Source organism: Streptomyces aidingensis, assembly GCF_900112355.1.
In the GTDB taxonomy this organism is placed as follows: Bacteria; Actinomycetota; Actinomycetes; order Streptomycetales; family Streptomycetaceae; genus Streptomyces; species Streptomyces aidingensis.
Map to the genome: position 1 here is coordinate 932,840 of NZ_FOLM01000001.1, position 21,677 is coordinate 954,516.

Below are 21,677 nucleotides of genomic sequence, written 5' to 3' on the forward strand. Positions count from 1 at the left end.
CCGGTAGCCGCCCGGCGACGACTTCGTCACGACATCGCCACAGAGCCCGGTGCGAGCCGCCAACCGGCGGAAACGCACCGGGCCTTGTGCTTCACTGGGCCGCATCCAACCACCGCGCCGGCCATGTCGACGGGGACCAGACAACGACGGCGGCACGGTCCGATCTGTACTCAACGGGAGAGAGACGGATGCTGACGACGAGCACCGTCCGTGGGATCGCCGCCTCCGGCGCCGCCCACCAGGTCCGCATAGGACGCGATTACCACTACTACGGGGAAGCCCGTTACCTCGCCTGCGACACCTGCGGTGACCAGCGGACGGTGACGGAGGACGGGGCGCGCGCCGCCGCCGAGAGCCATCTGGTCGGCGACCACGGGGTGTGCACCGCGTGCCGCACCGAGTTCTCCTCGCTGCCCTGGCTGCTCGGCCTGCTCAGTCTGGCGGCGGTCCTGGTGGCCATGATCGTCGCCTCCTGAGCCCGGGCGCGGCCCCCGCCGGCCGGGGTGGGACAATGGGAGGTCGTTGTGCCCGTTCCGACGATTCTCCCGAGGACCGCTCTGCCCATGGTGACGCAGACTCCGACGCCCACCGCGCAGCCCCGGCCGCAGCCGGCGCCGGCCGCCGCACTGCGGCTGGGGCCGCACGAAGTGTGGCCGCCGGTGGTGCTGGCCCCGATGGCGGGGATCACCAACGCGCCGTTCCGCACCCTGTGCCGGGAGTTCAGCGGCGGCAAGGGCCTGTTCGTCAGCGAGATGATCACCAGCCGGGCGCTGGTCGAGCGCAATGCCAAGACCATGCAGCTGGTGCACTTCGACGCCGCCGAGAAGCCGCGCTCCCTCCAGCTCTACGGCGTCGACCCGGCCACCGTGGGCCGGGCCGCGCGGATGATCCGGGACGAGGATCTGGCCGACCACATCGACCTCAACTTCGGCTGTCCGGTGCCCAAGGTGACCCGCAGGGGCGGCGGCTCCGCCCTGCCCTACAAGCGCAATCTGCTGCGCGCCATCCTGCGCGAGGCGGTGGCCGGCGCCGGACCGCTGCCGGTGACCATGAAGATGCGCAAGGGCATCGACGAGCGGCACCTCACCTATCTGGACGCCGGGCGGATCGCGGTGGAGGAGGGGGTGACCGCCATCGCGCTGCACGGGCGGACGGCCGCGCAGCACTACGGCGGCACCGCCGACTGGGACGCCATCGCCCGGCTGAAGGAAGCCGTCCCGGAGATCCCGGTGCTGGGCAACGGCGACATCTGGTCCGCCGAGGACGCGCTGCGCATGATGCGCCGCACCGGCTGCGACGGGGTGGTGGTGGGCCGCGGCTGTCTGGGCCGCCCCTGGCTGTTCGGCGATCTGGTGGCCGCCTTCGACGGCCGGGGCCCGGCCGGCTATGCCCGCCCCTCGCTGCGCGAGGTGGCCGCCGTGATGCTGCGCCATGCCCGCCTGCTCGGCGAGTGGCTGGGCGACGAGCGGCGCGGCGTGATCGACTTCCGCAAGCATGTCGCCTGGTACACCAAGGGTTTCCAGGTCGGTTCGCAGGCCCGCCGGGAGCTGGCCGTGGCCGGTTCGCCGGCCGAACTGGCCGGACTGCTGGACGGCCTGGATCTGGACCAGCCCTGGCCCGCGCACGGCGCCGAGGGCCCGCGCGGCCGGACCACGGGACGCGAACGGGTCGTCCTGCCCGAAGGCTGGCTGGACGACCCGTTCGCTTGCTCCCCCATGGTGGTCAGTGCGGACGCGGAGCTTGACACCTCCGGAGGCTGACGGGAATCCCGGACGGGTTGGCGGCGGCCCCGCGGCGCGGCCCCACGGCATGGCCCATCGAGCGTTCCCGGGCCGCGGCCACCGCCGTGAGCAGCGCGAACGGCGCCGCCGCCGCCCATGCCTGCGGGGTGCAGGCGTGCGGGTAGGGCACCGGCCGGGGGGCGTCCTCGGTGGAGTAGCCGGCGATCACCTCGGGCAACCGGTAGTCATGGGCGGCGGCGATCCGCACCAGACCGCGGGCCACCGCCCGGGTCTCCTCCCGCAGCCCGTAACGTGCCAGTCCCAGAGCGATGACCGCGTTGTCATGCGGCCAGACGCTGCCGCAGTGGTAGGACAGCGGATGGTAGGCGCCCTGCCCGGCGGCCAGGGTGCGCACCCCCCAGCCGGAGAAGAAGTCCGGCTCCAGCAGCCGCCGGCCGACCGCGGTGGCCTGCTCGGGGCCGAGAATCCCGGACCACAGCAGATGCCCGGCGTCCGAGCCCAGCGCGTCGGCGGGGCGCCCGGACTCGTCCAGGGCCAGGGCCGGGAAGCGCTGCCCGGGCATCCAGAAGTCCCGGGCGAAGCGGGCCTTGAGCTCGTTCGCGGCCTGCTCCAGCCGGGCCGCGTACCCGGTGTCGTGCCAGAACATCCGGGCCAGCCAGGCGGTGCGGCGCAGCGCGTCGTAGGCGTAGCCCTGCGGGGCGGCGGCCCGCACCACGCCCTTGACCGGTGCGCCGTCGGCGAAGCAGATGGCGCCGGGGGAGTCCTTCCACGACTGGTTGGACAGGCCGCCCTCGTCGGGGTGGTAGGCCAGATAGCCGCAGTCGTCCAGCCCGCCGTGGGTGAACATCCAGTCCACGGCGGCGCGGGCGTGCCGCTCCAGCCGCTGCGCCGGTTTGTCGTCCCCGGTGCGCTCGGTGTAGGCGCCGAGCAGCACCAGGAACAGCGGGGTGGAATCCACCGAGCCGTAGTAGCGGCCGTAGGGCACCTGCTCGAAGTAGGCCAGCTCGCCGTGGCGCACCTCGTGCACGATCTTGCCCGGTTGGGCCACCCGGGCGGCGTCCTCCTCGGCGGCCTGGGTGGCCGCCAGGGCGGGCAGGGTGGCGGCGGCCAGCTCCGGCCGGTGCGGCAGGGTGAACAGGGAGGTGAACAGGGCGTGCCGGGCGAGCAGGGTGAGGAACCAGGGCACCCCGGCGGCCGGCACCCGCAGCATCTCGCCGTCCGGGCCGGCCGCGGGGATGCGCAGGCCGGCCAGGTCGGCCAGAGAGCGGGCGCAGGTGCGGGCCAGATCGGGCCAGTCGGAGCCCTCCCAGGGCAGCGGCGCGGCGGTGAGGAACTCGTCCGGGCCGTCGGCGGATTCCGGCGCCCCATAGGGCTGGGCGGCGGCCCGCAGCAGCAGTTCGACGGTGGCGTGCGGCGCCAGCTCGATCCGCCAGACCAGGCGGCGGGCGCCGCTTCCGGTCTCCTCCACCTGGTCGGGCGGGGGCACCGAGGTGATCTGGGTGCTGGCGTGCCACTCGTGCCGGTGATAGCCGAACTCCACGCCGTCGTCGAGGAGTTCGCGGGTCCGGTGGGTACAGCTCTTGTCGTACCAGCGGTGGTCGGAGCGCAGTTCGAACTGGTCGGTGAAGTCGGCGTCCACCGTGAGCGCCACTAATGCGCTGCTGGTCTCGGCGCGGTTGCTGGTCAGCCGCAGCCGTTCCATGAGCGTCCCGGAGGTGACGGTCTGCTCGCGGAAAACGGTCAGGGCCGGCGGCTCGCCGCGCCCGCTGGGCGGGACGAGCACGCAGGACGCGGTCATCCCTCCCTCGGAGGCGGGCACCAGAACGGTGGGCGTGGAGCCGTCCACCGTCAGTTGCCACCGGCTGAGATGCCGGGCATCGAACGCGAACAGCCCGTCGGGCGAGCTGCCGCGTGCTCCGGTGATGTCACCGGAGGGCCCTACTGCGGCGAAGGTGCCGTTGTGCACCAGCAGCCTGTGGTGCGTGGCGTTCATCGGGGGCGTCCCTCCCTTTTTCGCCGGTCACGCGCCGGGCGCGTGGGGATGGTCTGGCTGACTCAGGGCAGTGGCTCCGCCGTCGGGGCCGTCCCTGATGCCGCGGCCCGGGTCCCGGTGCCGTCGGCGGTGAGGGCGGGTGTGTCCGTGGCACTCGTGGTGCCGGCGACGGTTCCCGCCGTGCAGGGCTGCGCCGGGGCGGCCGGCTCGTCCGCTGCGGGCTGTGCTGCCTGCGACAGCCCCGCGTCCGTCCCCAGGTGCCGGACCTCGGTCTCCAGCAGGTCCGCGGCGAGTGCCGCAGTCCAGCTGAAGTTCCGCGCGCCATGCGGTTGTTCGGTGTACGGGTCGAGGTATTCGGCGAAGCCGGAGTCGGCGGCGGCGCCGAGTATCGCGGAGCGCAGTCCGGCGGCCCGTGCGGGCCTGCCCTGTTCCCTCAGACCGCGCTCGATCAGCCAGTTGACGTTGAACCAGGCGGGACCGCGCCAGTAGCGCGAGGCGTCGAACGCCTTGCCGCACAGGTCGTAACTGGGCACCAGGCGGGTGCCGTGGCCCAGGGAGAAGTGCTCGCCTTCCATGGTGCGCAGCAGCGCGTCGGCGATGTGCCCGGGCAGGCCCGGGACGACCAGGGGGAGCAGGCCGGTGGCGCTGCGCGCGGGCAGCGTGCGGCCGGCGATCAGGTCATGGCACAGGAACAGGCCGGTGCGGCCGTCCCAGCACCGCTTGACCAGCGCGTTGGTGAGTTCTTCGGCGTGGATGCGGTGGTCGGTGGGGTCGGCGCCCAGGGCCTGGGCTATCTCGGCCAGGGCGTGCTCGGCGAGGATCAGCAGCGCGTTGAAGCCCGGGTCCTCGACGGCGAAGGAGTGCGGGGTGCGGGCGTCGTGGTAGCCGTGGTCGCGGTAGGTGCGGGCCAGCGCCACATAGCGGCGGTAGTCCAGATCGGTGGGGCGGTCGCCGGGGTCGCCGTGGTCCAGGTCACAGCGGCGGAAGGAGCCGGGCGGGGCCGGTGCCACCCGGGCCAGCGGCGCGTCCCAGCAGGGACTGTTGTCCATCCCGGACTCCCAGGGGTGGACGATCGCGGCCAGTCCGCGTCCGCCCAGGTCGCGGGGGCCGGTGAGATAGCGCTGCCAGGCGGTGAGCTTCGGGTAGAGGCCGGCCAGGAAGCCGGTGCGGCCGGAGCCGGCCGGATCGGCGAGATGGGTCAGCCAGGCGGCCAGCGCGTGCACCGGGGGCTGCACCAGGCCGGAGGTCTGCACCGTGGCGGGCGCCCCGGCCGCGGCGCCGTCCGTGGCGGAGCGCCAGAAGTCCGGGCTGGGGAAGTAGGCGTCCAGCGGGACGGCGGGGTTGAAGACGATGTGCGGCACCCGGCCGTCCGCCCACTGGGCGGCGAACAGGGTGGTGAGTTCGCGGCGGGCCCGCTCGGGCGCGAAGTGCCGCAGGCCGATGGCGATGAACGCGGAGTCCCAGCTCCACTGGTGCGGGTACAGGGCCCGGGAGGGCACGGTCGAGCTGCCGGTCCAGTTGTCGTGCAGCACCCGGCGGGCGCGGCGCAGCAGGCCGGCCGGGGTCCAGCCGGGGTGCGCGGTGCCGGCGGGGCGCTGCAGCGCGGTGGTGAGGGCGGTCGTCATGCCACCGCCCCTGACCGGGCGGTGGCGGTGGCAGGGCTGTCGCAGGTGACGCAGGTCACCGGGGTGGCGTGCATGAAGGTGGAGTTGTATGCGATCCGGCCGGGACGTCCGCCCTGGCCGAAAGTCCCGAAACCGACAGAAGGCGCGATCCGGTGATGCGGGAACAACCGGTCATTGCGGTGCACATGGGCCTCCGAGGGCGGGTCAGCGTCGTCGCTTATGGCGAAGATACCTTAGGGTTACGCGCGCTTAACATGCAAAAGTCGAGTCGTAATACATCCTTGATGTACGGAAGTTGGTGCTAGCCCGTCAGAGTGAGGGGTTCTGGGGGAGGATGGCAAGAGGCACCGCGCGAAACACGTACACGCGGCCAACACCGCCAGCTCACGCCCGGGTAATCCGGGCGGGGGAAACTTACGTATGGGGAGAGCACGCAGAAGCATGGGCGACGACGGGAACGCCGGGGCCATGTGGGTGAGCCAGGCAAGCGCCGGGCATCTGCTCCAGCTCATTCGGAGCGGGCAGGCGACCACGCGCGGCGAGCTGCAGCGCGTCACCGGGCTGGCCCGGTCGACCGTGAGCAGCCGGCTGGACCAGCTCTTCGGTGCCGGCTGGATCCGCGAGGCGGCGGCCGGTCCCTCCACCGGCGGGCGGCCCGCCATGCGGCTGGAGTTCGACGCCGGGCACGGTGTGGTGCTGGCCGCCGTGCTGGAGACCCGGCACGGCCGGGCCGCGGTGCTCGATCTGGCCGGCCGCATTCTCGCCGAGCAGGTGGGGGACCTGCTCATCGACGTCGGCCCGGAGAAGGTGCTGGGCCAGGTGGGTGACTGGTTCGCCGCGCTGCTGGCCGAGCTGGGCGTGGACGCGGGCGCGGTCTGCGGCATCGGCCTGTCCGTCCCCGGCCCGGTGGAGGCGTCCACCGGCACGGTGGTGCAGCCCCCGATCATGCCCGGCTGGGACGGCTACCCGATCCCCGACCGGATGCGCCAGGTCTTCCGCGACCAGGTGGGCGGCGACCCGGCCGTGCCGGTGCTGGTGGACAACGACGCCAATCTGATGGCCTACGCCGAGCAGCGCCTCGGCCACCCCGACTGCGCGGCGTTCCTGCTGGTCAAGGTCTCCACCGGCATAGGCGCCGGGATCGTGGTGGACGGCCAGATCTTCCGCGGCATCGACGGCGGCGCCGGTGACATCGGTCACATCCGGCTGCACGATGCCGCCGAGGCGCTGTGCATGTGCGGCTCCTACGGCTGCCTGGCGGCCGTGGCCAGCGGGCGCGCCCTGGCCCGGCAGCTCACCGACATGGGCATCCCCACCGCCTCCGGCTCGGGCGTGCGCGAACTGCTCTCGGTGGGGCAGCCGGACGCGCTGCGGCTGGCCCGCAGCGCCGGGCGGCGGGTGGGCGATGTGCTGGCCACGGTGGTCACCCTGGTCAATCCGGGGGTGCTGATGATCGCCGGAGACCTGGCCGGCGCGCCCTTTGTCACCGGGGTGAGGGAGCGGCTCTACCAGCTCACCATGCCCCGCACCACCACCCATCTGGAGGTGGTCACCTCCCGGCTCGGCGACCGGGCCGGGCTGACCGGGGCGGCGCTCCATGTGGTGGAGCATCTCTACGCCCCGGCCCAGGCGGATCTCCGGCTGTCCCGGCAGGCCGCGGCCTGACCCGCGCCGCCGCGCCCGCGCCTCCCGCCCCGGCCGCGCCCGCCGCCCCGGCCGCGCCGCCGGGGGCCGGACGGCCCCCGCGCTGACCCGAACGGCCGATCCCGGAAGAGGCGGGAGCGGCCGTTCCCTGTCGGTGTGACTCCGCTCACCGCAGCAGTCGCGGGCTTCCCGCCCCCGAGGGGGTCGCGGCCCGGCGCGGACCGGTCCCGGAGCAGGACGCGGGCGCTGTGCCGCCCCGCTTCCCGGGCCCGGCTCCGGGGGGTCGTCCCCTTCCCGGCCGAGGGCTTGCTGTGCGCAGCGCGCGAACGTGGTCGAAAATCCCACACAGATCTATATATGCAGCCCTTTGTCCGCGTGACTCTTGCCACGCATGATGGCAAGGACGCTCAGATGAGCGTCTTGCGGGGTACTCTCCCGCTGTCAGGGCAGCCATTCCGCGAGGAGTCGTCCCGTGCCGGAAATACAGACCAGAGCGCCGTCCCTCACGCTCGATGCGAACACCCCGGCCCCACCGGTGAAGTACGTCTACGACTTCTCCGAGGGCAACAAGGACCTCAAGGAACTGCTGGGCGGGAAGGGCGCCAACCTGGCCGAGATGACCAGGCTGGGCCTGCCGGTCCCGCCGGGCTTCACCATCACCACCGAGGCCTGCCGGGCCTACCTCCGCACCGGTGCCGAGCCGCCGGAGCTGCGCGACGAGGTGAGTGCGCACCTCGCCTCGCTGGAGGCCACGATGGGCAAGCGGCTCGGCACCGGCGCCGATCCGCTGCTGGTGTCGGTGCGGTCCGGCGCGAAGTTCTCCATGCCGGGCATGATGGACACCGTTCTCAACATCGGGCTCTCCGACGAGTCGGTGGACGCCCTGGCCCGGCAGTCCGGCAATGAGCGCTTCGCCTGGGACTCCTACCGCCGGCTCATCCAGATGTTCGGCAAGACCGTGCTCGGCGTCGACGGCGACCTCTTCGAGGACCGGATCGAGGAGCTGAAGCGGGCGGTGGGCGCGGCCACCGACGTGGAGCTCACCGCCGGCCATCTCAGGGAACTGGTCGCCGACTTCAAGCGGATCGTGCGCGAACAGACCGGCCGGGACTTTCCGCAGGAGCCGCGCGAGCAGATGGACCTCGCCATCCAGGCGGTCTTCGACTCCTGGAACGGCGACCGCGCCCGGCTCTACCGGCGGCAGGAACGCATCCCGAACGACCTGGGCACCGCGGTCAACATCTGCGCCATGGTCTTCGGCAACCTGGGCCCGGACTCCGGCACCGGCGTCGCCTTCACCCGCGACCCGGCCGGCGGCCACCAGGGCGTCTACGGCGACTACCTGTGCAACGCCCAGGGCGAGGACGTGGTCGCGGGCATCCGCAACACCGTGCCGCTGGCCGAGCTCGAAGCCCTGGACAAGACCAGCTACGACCAGCTCATGTCCATCATGGAAACCCTGGAGAACCACTACCGGGACCTGTGCGACATCGAGTTCACCATCGAGCGCGGCAAGCTGTGGATGCTCCAGACCCGGGTCGGCAAGCGCACCGCCGCCGCCGCGTTCCGGATCGCCACCCAGCTCGCCGACCAGGGCCTGATCAGCGAGGCCGAGGCCCTCCAGCGGGTCACCGGCGCCCAGTTGGCCCAGCTCATGTTCCCGCGCTTCGACAACGGCGCGGACGCCACCGGGGCCGCGACCCACCTGGCCACCGGCCTGGCCGCCTCGCCCGGCGCGGCGGTCGGCAGGGCGGTCTTCTCCTCCGAGGCGGCCGTGGCATGGGCCGGGCGCGGCGAGCGCGTCATCCTCGTCCGCCGCGAGACCAACCCCGACGACCTGGACGGCATGCTGGCCGCCGAGGGCATCCTCACCTCCCGCGGCGGCAAGACCTCGCACGCCGCCGTGGTGGCCCGCGGCATGGGCAAGACCTGCGTCTGCGGCGCCGAGGCCCTGGAGGTGGACACCAAGGCCCGCCGGCTCTCCCTCACCGACCGCAACGGCGACGCCGTCGTCATCGGCGAGGGCGACCTGATCTCCATCGACGGCAGCAGCGGCAAGGTCTACGCCGGCGAGGTGCCGGTGGTCCCGTCCGAGGTCGTGGAGTACTTCGAGGGCGGCGTCGACCCGCTGGCCCCGGACACCGACGACCTGGTGCGCGCCGTCCACCGCATCATGACCTTCGCCGACAATGTCCGCCGGCTGCGGGTCCGCGCCAACGCCGACACCGCCGAGGACGCCGCCCGGGCGCGGCGCTTCGGCGCCGAGGGCATCGGCCTGTGCCGCACCGAGCACATGTTCCTGGGCGAGCGGCGGGAACTGGTCGAGCACCTGATCCTGGCCGGCACCGACGAGGAGCGGGCCGCCGCCCTCACCGCCCTGCTGCCGCTCCAGCGGGCCGACTTCACCGAGATCTTCGAGGCCATGGACGGCCTGCCGGTGACCGTCCGGCTCCTCGACCCGCCGCTGCACGAATTCCTGCCCGACCTCACCGAACTCTCGGTCCGGGTGGCCCTCAACGACGCCACCCCCGGCACCGACCCGGACACCGCCGACACCGACCACCGGCTGCTGGCCGCCGTGCAGCGCCTGCACGAGCAGAACCCGATGCTGGGCCTGCGCGGGGTGCGGCTCGGCCTGGTGATCCCCGGCCTGTTCTCCATGCAGGTACGGGCGATCGGCGAGGCCGCGGCCGACCGCAGGGAGGCGGGCGGCGACCCGCGCGCCGAGATCATGATCCCCCTGGTCGGCACCGTCCAGGAGCTCGAACTCGTCCGCGACGAGGCCGAACAGATCATCGCCTCGATCGAGCGGGAACGCGGCGTCTCCCTCGCCATCACCCTCGGCACGATGATCGAACTGCCGCGCGCCGCCCTGACCGCCGGCCAGATCGCCGAATCCGCCGACTTCTTCTCCTTCGGCACCAACGACCTCACCCAGACCGTCTGGGGCTTCTCCCGCGACGATGTCGAGGGCAGCTTCTTCAGCGCCTATCTGGAGAAGGGGGTCTTCGGGGTCTCGCCGTTCGAGACGATCGACGTGGACGGCGTCGGCGCCCTGGTCCGGGCGGCGGTCCGGGCCGGCCGGGCCACCCGCCCCGACCTGAAGCTCGGCGTCTGCGGCGAGCACGGCGGCGACCCGTACTCGGTCCACTTCTTCCACGAGGCCGGACTCGACTACGTCTCCTGCTCCCCGTTCCGCATCCCGGTGGCCCGCCTCGAAGCCGGCCGCGCCGCCGCGGACTGACCCGGCCCCCGGTGGCCGCCGCCGACCCCGACCCTCACCGACGGCGGCCCCCGGTTCCCCACAGGGGGCGGCATCTGTGCGGAGATGCCGCCCCCTCTCCTTTTCCCGGCACGCTGCCCATGAGGTGTAATACGCGTCATATACTTGGTTCATGGCCCGAACCAGGATCAGCATCAGCCTCGACGAGGACCAGGCGCGGCGGATCAGGGAGCACGCCGAGCGCGCGGGCATGGATGTCTCCGCCTACCTGGTCAACGCGGCCATAAGGCAGATCGCCGAGACAGCGGCGGCCGAGGCCCAGTTCGCCCGGGTGGACCACATCATCGCGGAGGCGGAGGCCGCCGCCGCCGATCTTCCGCCGCTGCCGGAGGTCACCGACGACGATCTCACCGAGGAGGAGCGGCGGAGGGTGCAGTCGGCGGTGGATCTGGTCCTCGGCCGGGGCCATGACACCGGCCGTGGGGGAGCGGCGGCGTGACCGGCCGGGTGCCCGTCTACGACACCGGCATGCTGATCGCCCTTGCCGACCGCAAGCCCGGGGCCTGGCGGCTGCACGACAGGCTGCGGGAATCGGTCCACCGGGCCGTGGTTCCGGGGCCCGTGCTGGCTCAGGTCTGGCGTCCGAGCCCGGCGGCCGTCCATGCCCTTGCCCGGGTGATGAAGGACTGCACCGTACCGCTGGCGCGCAGCGCCGCGCCCGCCATGCGTGCCACCGAAGCCGGTCAGATGACCTGCATGGGCTGCGCCACGGCCCTGGACCTCGCCGAGTGGCAGCGGATCGGCGCGGCGCTCGGCCGGGCCGGGCTGCCGCCGAAGAAGCGTCCGGACGCGGTGGACGCGCTGGTGGTGCTGACCGCCGCCCGGCATGGAGCCGCGGTGGTGTTCACCAGCGACCCGGACGACATCTCGGCCTGTCTGACCGCCCTGGACGCCCGCGACGTCCACGTCTTCCCGCTCTGAGCACCCCGCGGCCCGGCCCACCGGACGGCACTCGGCGCGCGGCGGCGCTGCCCCACGCGCCGGCTGGGTGACCGGCAGCGGCATCGATTCGGCGGTGCGCTCCCCGACGCTCACCAGGTAGTCGTCCGGCACCAGTCCGAGACGCTGCCGTTCCGGGGGCGTTCAGTAGGCGGCGTTGTGCCCGGCGAAGCTGCCGTGGCCGCCGTGCGAGAGGAGTCATCTGAACGGCTTGTGGACGGGGTAGCGTCGGGCACGGACATTCGACGACGAAGGGCGGTAAGACATGCCCGGAACGACGCAGTTGCGCGTCTACACCGTCAAGGACGGCCTGTTGGACGAGTGGGCGCGGCGTTGGCGGGAGGAGATCGTGCCACTGCGTCTGGCGATGGGGTTCACCATCCGGCGGTGCCTGGCTGGACCGGGAGCGCAGCCAGTTTCTCTGGCTCATCTCTTACGACGGTCCTGGGTCCTTCGCCGAGCGCAATGCGGAGTACTGGTCCTCCGCAGAGCGCGAGGCGATGCGGCTGGACCCCGACGACTATCTGGAGCGGACCGAGGAGCGGGCGGTTGACCCGGTGCTGTGACGCCGGCGTGTTGCCGTCGTAGCAATCAGGGTGCGGAGGGCATCATGTGCTGCTGCCGGGGCCGTACCGGAACGAGCAGGACTTGGAGCAGAAGTTCCAGTCGCCGCCTCATGCCCCTCCCGTACGGAGCGAACTTCCGTTCGGTCCGCAGCCTCCGCTGGTCCCTCCGACAACGGATCATGTTACTCCGCGCGAAGCGGTCGAGGCAGTGTGCGACGAGAGGACGGGCCATGCGGTCAGGGGCGGCACCGCTGCGGAGAATGCCGCCCCGTCCCGGTCACGCGGTGGCGGTGACGTCGAGCCAGTGGAGTTCGACGGGGCCGCCGGTGAGGCGGGTGAAGAGAGCGACGGCCCGGTCGGGGGAGCCCAGGCGGTAGGTGCTGGTGCCGTTGACGCAGATGACGTGCTGCTCGCCGTCGTCGTCGGCGCAGTGCATCCCCCACGCCGCGACGCAGGCGTCCGGCTCCCCGTCCTCCGTCTCCCACCGGCTCACGACGGCGAATGCCCGTGGCGCGGTGTCCTGCACGAGTCCGCGCAGTTCCGCCTGAAAGTCGAACGCGGTCTCGACCGGGCCGGCCTCGCCTTCGGGCGACGGTACGGTGTCCATGAAATTCTCCTGTTCTGCCGACGGTTGACTCTCGGGTGCCACTCACCGTAGGACAGGAAGTAGAATGTTTTCTCCCTGAGAGTAGAATTGATCCGCCAAACCCCTCGTTGGGGTGATTCTGCGAACAGATCGACTGACAGAGGAGGGGCGTGTGCCGCCGAGGCAGTTCCCGACGGCGAGGCAGCTGCGCCTCGGCCAGGAATTGAAGAAGCTGCGGGAACGCGCCGGTCTGACGGCCCGCGAGGCCGGGGAGATGATCGGCGCGAACCAGGCCCGGATCAGCAACATCGAGACCGGGCGCTTCGGTGTCAGCGCCGAACGCATCCGCACTCTGGCGGCCAACTACGGCTGCCATGACGAGACGCTGATCGAGGCACTGATCGGCATGACGGGCCGACAGGAACGCGGCTGGTGGGAGAAGTATCGTGGTCTTCTTCCCGATGCCATGCTCGACCTCGCCGAGACCGAGCACTTCGCCAGGGATGTCCAGGCCGCCAGTGTGTTGCACATTCCCGGTGTGCTCCAGACCGAGGCGCACGCCAGGGCGCTGTTCCGGGAGGCTGTCCCGCCTCTGGAGGACGCCGACGTGGAGACCCGGGTGTCCTTCCGGGCGATGCGCAGACAGATCCTCCAGCACCCCGACCCGGTCCCCTTCCGTGCCGTGGTTCATGAAGCCGCACTGCGGATGCGGTTCGGTGGGCTGCGGACATCCCGTGACCAGCTCATGCACTTGGTGGAGATGAGCGAGCGGCCGGCTGTGGAGCTTCTGGTGATTCCCTTCGCAGGTGGCGTCTTCGCCGGTTCGGGTCAGTCGGTCAACTACTTCGCCGGGCCGATCCCGCAACTGGACACGGCGCAGCTTGACCAGTCGCACGGCCCGCTGCTGGTCGACAGCGCCGACCAGCTGGCCAAGTACCGGTTGATCCTGGACAAGATGAAGGCGGCAGCGCTCGGCCCGCAGGAGTCACGGGACTTCGTCTACGCCATCGCCAAGGAACTGGAAAGGGAGCAGACATGAGGGAGTACGGCGTGGCCTGGCAGCGTTCCTCTCGTTGCCAGGAGGCATCGAACTGTGTGGAGCTGGGCCACGGCCCGCGTGGCTGCGGGACGGAGGTGCTGATACGGGAGAGCGCGGAGCCCGGAACGGTGCTTGCGGCCAGTACCGTGCGGCTGCGGGCGCTGCTGGTGTCGATCAAGGGCGGGACCCTGCCGGGGTGAGGGGCGTGTAGGGGCGGGCGGCCGGTTGTCCGGTGCCGATCGCGCGCTGGTTTCTCGTGGGGAGGTTGGTGAACCCGCTGACAGCCGTGGGCCGGGGTGGGCACAATGCGCGCATGTTTGATGACAGTGTGCAATGGCCGGACTTTCTCTCCGTGCATGTGGACCGCCGGGGCGGGCCGGTGTCCCAGGTGGCGGAGGCCGATGCGATGGACGCCGCGCACCGGTATCCGAACGTGGTGCTGCGCGGCCCGGTCTTCGGCGTCGCGGCCCAGGGGCCGGAGGACGGGCGGCGCTGGCGGGTGGTGATCGAGGTGACGGCCGTCTGTCCCCAGGTGGCGCGGGACAGCCTCAACTCGCTGCTGTGGTTCCGGGCCAAGGACGACACCGACGATCCGGCCGAGCGCCGCGAACTGCTGGCCGCGGTCGGCCGGCTGGACACCGAGCGGGTGGACGAGCTGACGGTGCGCGGCACCCGCTTCCGGGTGGTGCGCGGCGACGAGTACGCCCGGGTGGGCGAGGCGGGCTTCGAGTCGTCCCGGCCGACCGACCGCGAGCCGCCCCACCTGTCCTGGGAACCGTCTCGGGACCGGACGCCCTCGCCCGACAAGGGCTTTGTCATCGACCACGCCCGCGCCACCGGGGCCATGGAGAGCGCCGAGCGGCTGGCCGTCCGGCAGCTCTGCTACACCGGCGACCGCTATCCGCCCGCCGTGCGCGAGGATTCGGCCCGGGCCGTGCGCACCCACCCCGGTGTGGTGCTGCTGCCGGTCACCTTCACCGTGGCGGAGGGCTCGGACTCCGCGTCCTGGGAACTGGTCGGCGGCCTGCACTTCACCCCGCACGAGGCCCGCCGGTCGCTCTACCGGTGCCTGACCGAACTGTGGCCGATGATCTACGAGTACGACGACGCCACCCGCCGGGAGTACGCCCGCGCCGCCGAGCGCTTCCGGGCCGCCGGCCGGGCCGACGAGATGACGGTGAGCGGGCGCGGCTTCCGCATCCTGCGGACGGTGCGCATGGTGCGGATCGGCCCGGACGGTCCGGAGCCGCCGCGCCCCTCGGACTTCAACACCTCGGCCCCCATGAAGATCCACCCCACCATGGACGAGCACGGCAACATCACCATGGACGAGTCGCCGGAGGAGCCGGAGGAGCCGGGGGAGTGGGAGGAGGCCGGGCCCGGGGCCGCCGGGATGCGTGACGCCCGCGGCTGAGGCGACGCTCCTCAGGCCGGCTCCGGCACCGCGTGATGGAGCTCGGTGAGCACCGCGGCGGCGTCGAAGCGCAGCAGCGGATCGGGCTGCTCGGAGAGCAGGCTGTCGTAGAGCGGGCGATAGTGGGCGACCTTGCGCGGTGTCAGGCCGTCGTTGCCGTGGGCGACCAGCAGCCGGCCGCGGCTGTCGGCGGCGAAGCCGGTCATGGCGGTGTGGTCGATCCAGACCTCCACACCGGAGTCCGCGAAGGCGAGCACCGTCTCCTTGCTGCTGGCGCCGGTGCACCAGCTGGTGCGCAGCCGGGCCGTGCCCGTCGTGCCCCGGGAGCGGAACGCGTAGGTGCGCCAGGAGCTCGCGCCCCGGTCCAGCGCCCGGGTGGAGAGCGGCTCGGTGATCTCCACGAACCGGGACAGCATGCTGAGCTGGTTGGCCCCGGAGTCCAGCCAACTGGACAGATAGGAGGCGAACGCCTGCTCGACCCGGACGATGTAGGGGTCGTGGAAGGCGGAGGTGATCGCGGTGACCGGCCCCCACTCGGGATGCCGCTCGATCTGCGTGGCGGCCCACCGCACCTCGGGCGAGAACGCGAAGTGGTGCGCGGCGAAGACCCGGTCCCGGACGTCGGCCGTGTTGTTCAGGGCGCGCAGCCGGGCCAGCGAGCCCAGGTCGTGCACCAGGGGTTTCTCCACCAGCACCCGGGCCGCGGACCGGGTGAGGACGAGTTCGGCCAGGTCGGCGTGGGTGTCCGTGGGCGTCGCGAGGATGACGAGATCCGGCCGGTGGTGCTCCAGCGCCGTCACCAGGGCGGGGTAGTGGCGGGGCGCGCTGCCGCGGAACTCCGGCGGCTCGCTGACCCCGGGGTCCACGGTGAAGGCGAGGGACACATCGGGCCGCTCGGCCAGCACATCGAGGTGGGTGCGGGCGATGACGCCGAGGCCCGCCAGGCCGATCCGTACGGAACGGTTCATGGGGAGGGACATCCTTCCTGGTGCGCGGCCCGTCACATGATCAGCATCGTCCCGGAACCGGCGCACACCGGTCCGGCAAACACGCCGGGCACCCCGGGACCGGGAAACACTGGGTCCGGCGGCCGGCGGCGTTCCGGTGTCGGGGGATGGTACGGCGGGCGTGTGCGGCCGCTGTCTGCGGCCCGCCGCCGGTCAGCTCGGCGGTGAGGCCGAATGGGTGAACATGCGGACGGCGTAGAGGAAGCCATCCGCACTGGCGATGTAGAGGAGGCCGTCGGCAACGGCCGGAGAGGCGACCACGTCCCCGCCGGTGGCGAAGCGCCATACTTCCTCTCCGGTTTCGGTGTGCAGCCCGTGGACGGTGCCGTTCTGGCTGCCGAAGTAGACCACCGAGTCCTCCACCACGGGTGAGGAACGCACCCGGCCTCCGGCCCCGAACTGCCACTGTTCCTCGCCTGTCGCTGCGTCGAGCGCATAGAGCCGCCCGTCGTCGCTGCCGGCGAAGAGCACACCGCGGGAGACTGCGGCGGCCGTGCGCACCGGGCCGCCGGTCGGGAACCGCCAGAGTTCGGTGCCGGTGCCGGTGGCAAGGGCGTAGAGGTGCCCGTCGTCGCTGCCTGTGCAGAGCACCTTGCCGGAGACGACGGGCGAGGCGTATACCGGTCCCTCCGTCCGGAATCGCCACTGCTCCGTGCCGTCGGTCGCGTCCAGGGCGTAGATCCGGCCGTCCTCGCTGCCGACATGGACGACGCCGTCGTAGGTGGCTGGCGTAGAGCTTACGTAGCCGCCGGTGGCGAAGCGCCACATCTCGGAGCCGGTCCGGCCGTCCAGGGCGTATACCTGTCCGTTGCCGCTGCCGAAAATGACGATCACGCCGTGGGCGGCGGTCGCGGTGAGTGCCGGGGCCGCCGTCGCCGCTTCCCCGGCCCGGAAAATCCAGAGCTCCTCACCGGTCTCTGCCTGCAGCGCGCGGACCATTCCGTCGCGGTCGCCGAAGCAGAGCGTTCTGCCGGTCACTGCGGCCGATCCCATAGCCTCGCGGACGTCGGCCCAGAACTCCCATCGCTGCTCGCCGGTGGCCGCATCCAGCGCGAGAAACCGGCCGTCCGGGCCGCCGAAGTGGACCAGTCCGCGGGAGATCACCGGAGAGGAGGTGAGGGATCCGCCGGCCCTGAAGCGCCACACCTCGGCGGCGTTGCCGGATTCCGTGCCGAGCCGGGCGGCGATTTGCCAGGCGGTCAGGCCGCCGGCGGCGACAGCCGCTCCGGCGCCCAGGACGAGCAGGGAGCGGCGCCGGGGCAGACGGGGTGCCGGGTGTCCGCCCGGGGCGGGTGCCGGGGTGGTCGGGGCGCTGTGCACAGCGGATCGCCCGGGGACGGCAGACGGCGGCCGGGCGGGCTCGGTGGGGGTGGCGGGCGCGGGCTGTGATGCGGGCCCTGAGGACGCGGCAGCGGGCTGGGCGGCGGGCAGACCGAGGGCGGTGGCGACGGGGGTGGGCAACCACACCGGGCCGGTGTGGTCGGGCAGAGCGACGGCCGGGGTGCCAGGTCCGGTGAGCCGGTCCAGGAGAGCGGAGAGGTCCGGGCGCTGCCCGGGGTCCTTGGCCAGGCAGTCGGTGAGCAGCGGGCGGAGGCCGCCCGGGACGGCGTCGAGATCGGGAGCCTCGTAGACCACCCGAAAGTTGACGGAGTGGGCCGGGCCGGTGCCGAACGGCCCGGCCCCGGTAGCGGCGTAGGCCAGCACCGCGGCCAGGGAGAAGACATCGCCCGCCGGGCCGGCCTGACCGGAGGCGACATGCTCCGGGGACATGAACCCGGGCGTGCCGATGACCGTGCCGGTGCGGGTCAGGGCGGTCACCTCGGCGGCGACCGATATTCCGAAATCGATCACCCGGGGCCCGTCCGGCGCGAGCAGAATGTTGGAGGGCTTGAGATCCCGGTGGACCAGACCCGCCCGGTGGATGGATTCCAGGGCCTCGGCCAGGCCGGCGCCCAGCGCGCGCAGGGACGGTTCCGGCCAGGGGCCGTGCACGCTCACCGCGTCGGCCAGGGACAGGCCCGGGATGTAGGCAGTGGCCAGCCAGGCCGGGGTGCCTTCCGGATCGGCGTCGATCACGCTCGCCGTGAAGGCGCCGCTGACCTTCCGGGCCGCCGCTGCCTCGCGGGCGAAGCGGCGCCGGAAGTCGGGCTCCGCCGCCAGCTCCGGCCGCACCACCTTCACTGCGACCAGCCGCCCGGCCCGGGACCGGCCCAGGTACACCTGGCCCATGCCGCCCGCGCCCAGCCTCCCGGTTATCCGGTACGGCCCCACCCGCTCGGGATCCCCGGGCGCGAGTGCCTCGAATGCCGGCATGGCTCCCCCAGTTCCTCTCCGGTCCCGGCTCCCGCCCCGCGCGGGTCCGCCCCATCCTGTCGCATCCCCAGGGCCTCTGCCAGCTTCCGTGGCGGGATGCGCAGCGGCGGCGCCGGTGTCCCGCCGGGTGTCGCGGCGCTCCCGCGGGTGCCTGCGGCCCTGCCGCCGTGCGGTTACCGGTACCCGGCCGGTTCTCCGGAATCTGTCGGCATTCGGCGGTTCCAGGTCCCAGGGACAGCTGCCGTCGACGCCGAGTACCGTTTCCGGCATGGACTCAGCCGCGTATCTCGGTCATCTCCGCCGCGAACTCGACGCCTTCCGTGCCTGTCTGGCCGGCGGGGAGCTGTCCGCCCCGGTCGAGACGTGCGGGGAGTGGACCCTGCTCGACCTCGCCGGCCATCTCGGCGGCCAGAACCTGTGGGTGGCCACGGCGGTGACCGAGCGGCGCGGGGATTACCGGGCCGGGCCCCCGCCCCGGGAGCGCGCCGCCCTGCTGGCGTGGTACGACACCACATGCGCGGCCATGCTGGAGGCGCTCTCCGGAGATCCGGCCGCCGAGGCATGGACCTTCCACCCGCCGCACACCATCGGCTTCTGGCAGCGCCGCCGGGCCCTGGAGACCCTGATCCACCGCTGGGACGCCGAGCACGCCCTCGGCGGGCCCGCCGGCCCGCCGGACCCCGCGCTGGCCGCGGACGGCGTGGCCGAGGTGTTCGAAATCATGGCGCCGCGTCAGATCGTGCGCGGCCGGGCCGCGGAGCCCGTCCGGGCGCTGCGGGTCGCGGCCACCGACACCGACGGGTCCTGGACCTATGGCCCGGGCGAGCCGGTGGCCACGGTCAGCGGCCCGGCCGGGGATCTGCTGCTCCTGCTCTGGGGGCGGCTGCCGCACACCGCCCCCTCCCTCACCTGGCACGGCGACCCGGAGTCCGGCCGGCAACTGCTGAACGCCCCGCTGGTGCCCTGACCCCGCCCCTTCTCCTCCCGGCGCTGCCCCCCGGTCACCGGAAGTGACCGAGTGGGGGCCGGGTGTATACGATCGGTGGCGGTGCCGGCGGCGGGGCGAGGACCCGGTCGCGGCCGGGGCCCTGGGCCGCAGCCCGCGACCGGCCACTGAACGCGTGCGGGTGTTCGGTTGGGTGAGTGGTGTGCTGAACATCCGTGTAACTCCGTGTTAAGCACAGTTTGCCGACCGACTTCCTCATTGCGCCACCCGGTGCTAGCGTTCGGGCCTCACCGGAGCCGGTAACCATGGGGCGGGGCCGAGCCGTTGGTGTTCCCCCGCCCGTTCCCCCGTGCGGCGCTCCGGGTCTGTCCCTGCTCCCATGAGGAACCCATGACACGTCACCTCCCGGACGCGGTGTTCTGGCTGCTCGCGGCCGGCCTGCTGACCGCCGTGGTGCTGTGGATGCGTCAGCGGCGGGTCACCGCCGTGGTGCGGAGCCGCTGCGATCGCCTCGCGGACGGAATCCGCTCCCGCGACGACGAGATCCGCCACCTGGCCGCCGTCCGGCTGCCCGCCATGGAGGAATCGCTGCACCGCCCGGCCGAGGTGCCCGGCCCGCTGGACGAACTGCTGGCCCGCACCGACTTCGGCAAGGGGCTCCAGGTCGTCGCCGAGCGCTTCGCCGACGCCGCCGCGGACGCCCGCGCCCGCGCCGAACGCTCCGCAAAGGCGGCGCTCAAGACCTCCATGCGCTCCATCCAGGCACTCGCCAACGAACAGCAGATGTTCATCTCCGAGATGCAGGAGCGGCACGACGACCCGGCCGTGCTGCACGACCTGCTCGCCATCGACCACGCCAACGCCCAGTTCAGCCGGCGCGCCCAGGCCATCGCCGTGCTCTGCGGCTCCTGGCCCGGCCGGCAGCGCGCCGCGGCCCCGCTGGACGAGGTGATCCGCGGCGCCACCTCCCGCATCCGGGACTACCGGCGCATCCGGATCGCCGGCCAGGTCGATCTGGCGGTGGTGAGCCGGGCGGTCGAGCCGGTGGTGCTGGCCGTGGCCGAACTGCTGGACAACGCCGCCCGCCACTCCCAGCCGCACACCAGCGTGGAGGTCAGCCTCCAGGGGGTGCACAACGGCGCCTGCGTGGTGGTCGACGACGCGGGCGTGGGCATGGACAGCCAGGTGGCGCGGCGCGCCGCCGCGCTGCTCACCGGCCGGCGCGGGGTGGACGTCACCCGGCTCGACGACCCGCCGCAGTTCGGCTTCCCGGTGGTCGGGGTACTGGCCGCGCGCTACGGCTTCAGCGTCTCGGTGGACACCCAGTCCCCCTACGGCGGGGTGCGCGCCGTGGTGTTCCTGCCCAGCGCGCTGCTGACCCAGGTGACCGAGGAGCCGCCGCCCGGGCCGGCGGACGAGGGCGGGGAGCGGGACGGGCGGCCGTCCGCGTCCGCCGCCGGGGACGGCGCCGGGCCCCCGGAGCCGACCACGGCCGGCGGGCTGCCCCGGCGCCGACGGCGCGCCCGCGCGGACGAGCCGCCGGCGGACCCGGCCGGCTTCCCCGGGGAACCGGAGGCGGCGGACGCGGCGGAGGCAGCGGAGGCAGCGCAGCCGGCCGGGCCGGCCGGGCGGGCGGCGGATACGGCGGACGACCGGGCCGCGCGGGACGCCGCCCGCCGGATGGGCGCCTTCGCCCGCGGCACCCGGACCGGCCGCGACGGCGAGGACCCGCGGCCGGACGCCCCGCGGCCACCGGACCGCGGCGCACACCACGACCAGGCACCGGGCGACGAACGGAAGGGCCGAGGATGATCCCGCGCACCACCAACGAGCTGGGCTGGATGCTCGACGACGTGCTCAAGGTGCCGGAGGCCCGGCACGCCATCCTGCTGTCCGCCGACGGCCTGCTGCGCGCCCACTCCGCGCACATCTCCGTCGACGACGCCGAGCGGCTGGCCGCCGGCCTGTCCGGCCTCCAGTCCATCAGCCGCACCACCGCCGAGTTCTGCGGCAGCCCGGAAGCGCCCTGGCGGCAGACCCTGGTGGAGTTCGCGCACGGTTTCGTCTTTCTGGTCGCCGCCGGCGAGGGCGCCTATCTGGCCGTCTCCACCACCGAACAGGTCGACATGGAGGCCGTCACCTACCGCATGCACAAGCTGGTCGACCGGCTGGGGCGGGAACTCACCAGCCCGGCACGGCAGGACACCGGCAGCGAGGCATGACCGCAGCCCGGCGCCGGAAAGCGGGGCTGGTCCGGCCGTATGTGGTCACCGACGGCCGCGCCTATCCGTCCCGCAACACCCTCGATCTGGTCACCCTGCTGGTGGCGGTGAACGGAGAACCGCTCACCGGCCTCAGCCCCGAGAAACGCCGGCTGGTGGAGCTGTGCCGCCCGGGCTCACTGTCGGTCGCCGAGGTGGCCGTGCACCTGGAACTCCCGGTCAGCGTCACCAAGGTGCTGATCGCCGACCTGATGGACAGCGGCCACCTGGTCACCCGAACCCCGATACCACCCGCCCGGCCCGGCAACGGCCGGGTCCTCCAGGAGGTGCTTGATGGACTTCGCGCGCTCCTCTGACC

At 72.8% G+C, this 21,677-nt stretch carries 18 protein-coding genes; 13 read left to right on the forward strand and 5 right to left on the reverse strand.

Features of this window, described 5'->3' with window-relative positions; translation table 11 throughout:
* Positions 1–188: 188 nt before the first annotated feature.
* Both BM242_RS04080 and dusB read left to right on the forward strand, forming a co-directional pair.
* Positions 189–476, forward strand: coding sequence for a hypothetical protein (locus BM242_RS04080; protein WP_093837164.1), 288 nt, complete (start codon positions 189–191; stop codon positions 474–476).
* Between the two features lie 87 nt (positions 477–563).
* A complete protein-coding gene (gene dusB, locus BM242_RS04085) occupies positions 564–1,760 on the forward strand; it encodes a tRNA dihydrouridine synthase DusB (protein ID WP_093837165.1) in 1,197 nt (398 codons plus the stop codon).
* On the opposite strand, the gene BM242_RS04090 is transcribed toward dusB, so the two are convergent.
* Together BM242_RS04090 and BM242_RS04095 are read right to left on the reverse strand one after the other, a co-directional pair.
* The gene (locus tag BM242_RS04090; RefSeq protein WP_093837166.1) at positions 1,723–3,735 is read right to left on the reverse strand and encodes an amylo-alpha-1,6-glucosidase; all 2,013 of its coding nucleotides are present in this window, start codon (positions 3,733–3,735) and stop codon (positions 1,723–1,725) included. The two genes, dusB and BM242_RS04090, sit on opposite strands and share 38 nt — an antisense overlap.
* Positions 3,736–3,797: 62 nt before the next feature.
* Positions 3,798–5,360, reverse strand: coding sequence for an amylo-alpha-1,6-glucosidase (locus BM242_RS04095; protein WP_175541241.1), 1,563 nt, complete (start codon positions 5,358–5,360; stop codon positions 3,798–3,800).
* A 441-nt stretch (positions 5,361–5,801) separates the two neighbouring features.
* On the opposite strand from BM242_RS04095, the gene BM242_RS04100 reads away from it, so the two are divergent.
* The 4 genes from BM242_RS04100 to BM242_RS04115 all read left to right on the forward strand — a co-directional run bounded on the left by BM242_RS04100 (position 5,802) and on the right by BM242_RS04115 (position 11,208).
* Positions 5,802–7,025, forward strand: coding sequence for an ROK family protein (locus BM242_RS04100; RefSeq protein ID WP_245833780.1), 1,224 nt, complete (start codon positions 5,802–5,804; stop codon positions 7,023–7,025).
* 514 nt (positions 7,026–7,539) lie between these two features.
* Positions 7,540–10,248 (forward strand): pyruvate, phosphate dikinase, encoded by a 2,709-nt coding sequence (gene ppdK, locus BM242_RS04105; RefSeq protein ID WP_093837345.1) that lies wholly within the window; start codon positions 7,540–7,542, stop codon positions 10,246–10,248.
* Positions 10,249–10,399: 151 nt separating this feature from the next.
* The gene (locus BM242_RS04110; protein WP_093837167.1) at positions 10,400–10,726 is read left to right on the forward strand and encodes a plasmid mobilization protein; all 327 of its coding nucleotides are present in this window, start codon (positions 10,400–10,402) and stop codon (positions 10,724–10,726) included.
* Complete coding sequence (locus BM242_RS04115) at positions 10,723–11,208, forward strand: hypothetical protein (RefSeq protein WP_175541242.1); 486 nt, start codon at positions 10,723–10,725, stop codon at positions 11,206–11,208. Before BM242_RS04110 ends, BM242_RS04115 begins: the two co-directional genes overlap by 4 nt.
* A gap of 861 nt (positions 11,209–12,069) precedes the next feature.
* Here the strand turns inward: BM242_RS04115 and BM242_RS04125 are convergent.
* Positions 12,070–12,399 (reverse strand): hypothetical protein, encoded by a 330-nt coding sequence (locus tag BM242_RS04125; protein WP_093837168.1) that lies wholly within the window; start codon positions 12,397–12,399, stop codon positions 12,070–12,072.
* A gap of 151 nt (positions 12,400–12,550) precedes the next feature.
* Between BM242_RS04125 and BM242_RS04130 the strand changes: the two genes are divergently transcribed.
* The 3 genes from BM242_RS04130 (at position 12,551) to BM242_RS04140 (ending at position 14,831) form a co-directional block, all read left to right on the forward strand.
* Positions 12,551–13,417 carry a helix-turn-helix domain-containing protein gene (locus tag BM242_RS04130; RefSeq protein WP_093837169.1) on the forward strand — a complete coding sequence of 289 codons (867 nt, stop codon included), beginning with the start codon at positions 12,551–12,553 and terminating at the stop codon, positions 13,415–13,417.
* Complete coding sequence (locus BM242_RS04135; RefSeq protein ID WP_093837170.1) at positions 13,414–13,617, forward strand: DUF397 domain-containing protein; 204 nt, start codon at positions 13,414–13,416, stop codon at positions 13,615–13,617. The genes BM242_RS04130 and BM242_RS04135 overlap by 4 nt, the downstream gene beginning before the upstream one ends.
* A gap of 113 nt (positions 13,618–13,730) precedes the next feature.
* The gene (locus BM242_RS04140) at positions 13,731–14,831 is read left to right on the forward strand and encodes a DUF5954 family protein (RefSeq protein WP_245833781.1); all 1,101 of its coding nucleotides are present in this window, start codon (positions 13,731–13,733) and stop codon (positions 14,829–14,831) included.
* A gap of 11 nt (positions 14,832–14,842) precedes the next feature.
* Here the strand turns inward: BM242_RS04140 and BM242_RS04145 are convergent, their stop codons facing one another.
* Both BM242_RS04145 and BM242_RS04150 read right to left on the reverse strand, forming a co-directional pair.
* Positions 14,843–15,799: a Gfo/Idh/MocA family protein gene (locus tag BM242_RS04145; protein WP_175541243.1), complete on the reverse strand. Its 957-nt coding sequence runs from the start codon at positions 15,797–15,799 to the stop codon at positions 14,843–14,845.
* 192 nt (positions 15,800–15,991) lie between these two features.
* Complete coding sequence (locus tag BM242_RS04150) at positions 15,992–18,151, reverse strand: outer membrane protein assembly factor BamB family protein (RefSeq protein ID WP_107365071.1); 2,160 nt, start codon at positions 18,149–18,151, stop codon at positions 15,992–15,994.
* A gap of 268 nt (positions 18,152–18,419) precedes the next feature.
* Between BM242_RS04150 and BM242_RS04155 the strand changes: the two genes are divergently transcribed.
* The 4 genes from BM242_RS04155 to BM242_RS04170 all read left to right on the forward strand — a co-directional run bounded on the left by BM242_RS04155 (position 18,420) and on the right by BM242_RS04170 (position 21,675).
* The gene (locus BM242_RS04155) at positions 18,420–19,118 is read left to right on the forward strand and encodes a maleylpyruvate isomerase family mycothiol-dependent enzyme (RefSeq protein ID WP_093837173.1); all 699 of its coding nucleotides are present in this window, start codon (positions 18,420–18,422) and stop codon (positions 19,116–19,118) included.
* 369 nt (positions 19,119–19,487) lie between these two features.
* Complete coding sequence (locus BM242_RS04160; RefSeq protein WP_245833782.1) at positions 19,488–20,909, forward strand: ATP-binding protein; 1,422 nt, start codon at positions 19,488–19,490, stop codon at positions 20,907–20,909.
* Positions 20,906–21,319, forward strand: coding sequence for a roadblock/LC7 domain-containing protein (locus BM242_RS04165; RefSeq protein ID WP_093837174.1), 414 nt, complete (start codon positions 20,906–20,908; stop codon positions 21,317–21,319). Before BM242_RS04160 ends, BM242_RS04165 begins: the two co-directional genes overlap by 4 nt.
* Positions 21,316–21,675, forward strand: coding sequence for a DUF742 domain-containing protein (locus tag BM242_RS04170; protein WP_093837175.1), 360 nt, complete (start codon positions 21,316–21,318; stop codon positions 21,673–21,675). The genes BM242_RS04165 and BM242_RS04170 overlap by 4 nt, the downstream gene beginning before the upstream one ends.
* Positions 21,676–21,677 lie beyond the last annotated feature (2 nt).

Excerpts from the sequence above, each read along its gene's own strand:
- BM242_RS04080 (WP_093837164.1), top strand. The coding sequence starts at position 189 with ATGCTGACGACGAGCACCGTCCGTGGGATCGCCGCCTCCGGCGCCGCC.
- dusB (WP_093837165.1), top strand. The coding sequence starts at position 564 with ATGGTGACGCAGACTCCGACGCCCACCGCGCAGCCCCGGCCGCAGCCG.
- BM242_RS04090 (WP_093837166.1), bottom strand. The coding sequence starts at position 3,735 with ATGAACGCCACGCACCACAGGCTGCTGGTGCACAACGGCACCTTCGCC.
- BM242_RS04095 (WP_175541241.1), bottom strand. The coding sequence starts at position 5,360 with ATGACGACCGCCCTCACCACCGCGCTGCAGCGCCCCGCCGGCACCGCG.
- BM242_RS04100 (WP_245833780.1), top strand. The coding sequence starts at position 5,802 with ATGGGCGACGACGGGAACGCCGGGGCCATGTGGGTGAGCCAGGCAAGC.
- BM242_RS04110 (WP_093837167.1), top strand. The coding sequence starts at position 10,400 with ATGGCCCGAACCAGGATCAGCATCAGCCTCGACGAGGACCAGGCGCGG.
- BM242_RS04125 (WP_093837168.1), bottom strand. The coding sequence starts at position 12,399 with ATGGACACCGTACCGTCGCCCGAAGGCGAGGCCGGCCCGGTCGAGACC.
- BM242_RS04135 (WP_093837170.1), top strand. The coding sequence starts at position 13,414 with ATGAGGGAGTACGGCGTGGCCTGGCAGCGTTCCTCTCGTTGCCAGGAG.
- BM242_RS04140 (WP_245833781.1), top strand. The coding sequence starts at position 13,731 with ATGTTTGATGACAGTGTGCAATGGCCGGACTTTCTCTCCGTGCATGTG.
- BM242_RS04145 (WP_175541243.1), bottom strand. The coding sequence starts at position 15,799 with ATGAACCGTTCCGTACGGATCGGCCTGGCGGGCCTCGGCGTCATCGCC.
- BM242_RS04150 (WP_107365071.1), bottom strand. The coding sequence starts at position 18,151 with ATGCCGGCATTCGAGGCACTCGCGCCCGGGGATCCCGAGCGGGTGGGG.
- BM242_RS04155 (WP_093837173.1), top strand. The coding sequence starts at position 18,420 with ATGGACTCAGCCGCGTATCTCGGTCATCTCCGCCGCGAACTCGACGCC.
- BM242_RS04160 (WP_245833782.1), top strand. The coding sequence starts at position 19,488 with ATGACACGTCACCTCCCGGACGCGGTGTTCTGGCTGCTCGCGGCCGGC.
- BM242_RS04165 (WP_093837174.1), top strand. The coding sequence starts at position 20,906 with ATGATCCCGCGCACCACCAACGAGCTGGGCTGGATGCTCGACGACGTG.
- BM242_RS04170 (WP_093837175.1), top strand. The coding sequence starts at position 21,316 with ATGACCGCAGCCCGGCGCCGGAAAGCGGGGCTGGTCCGGCCGTATGTG.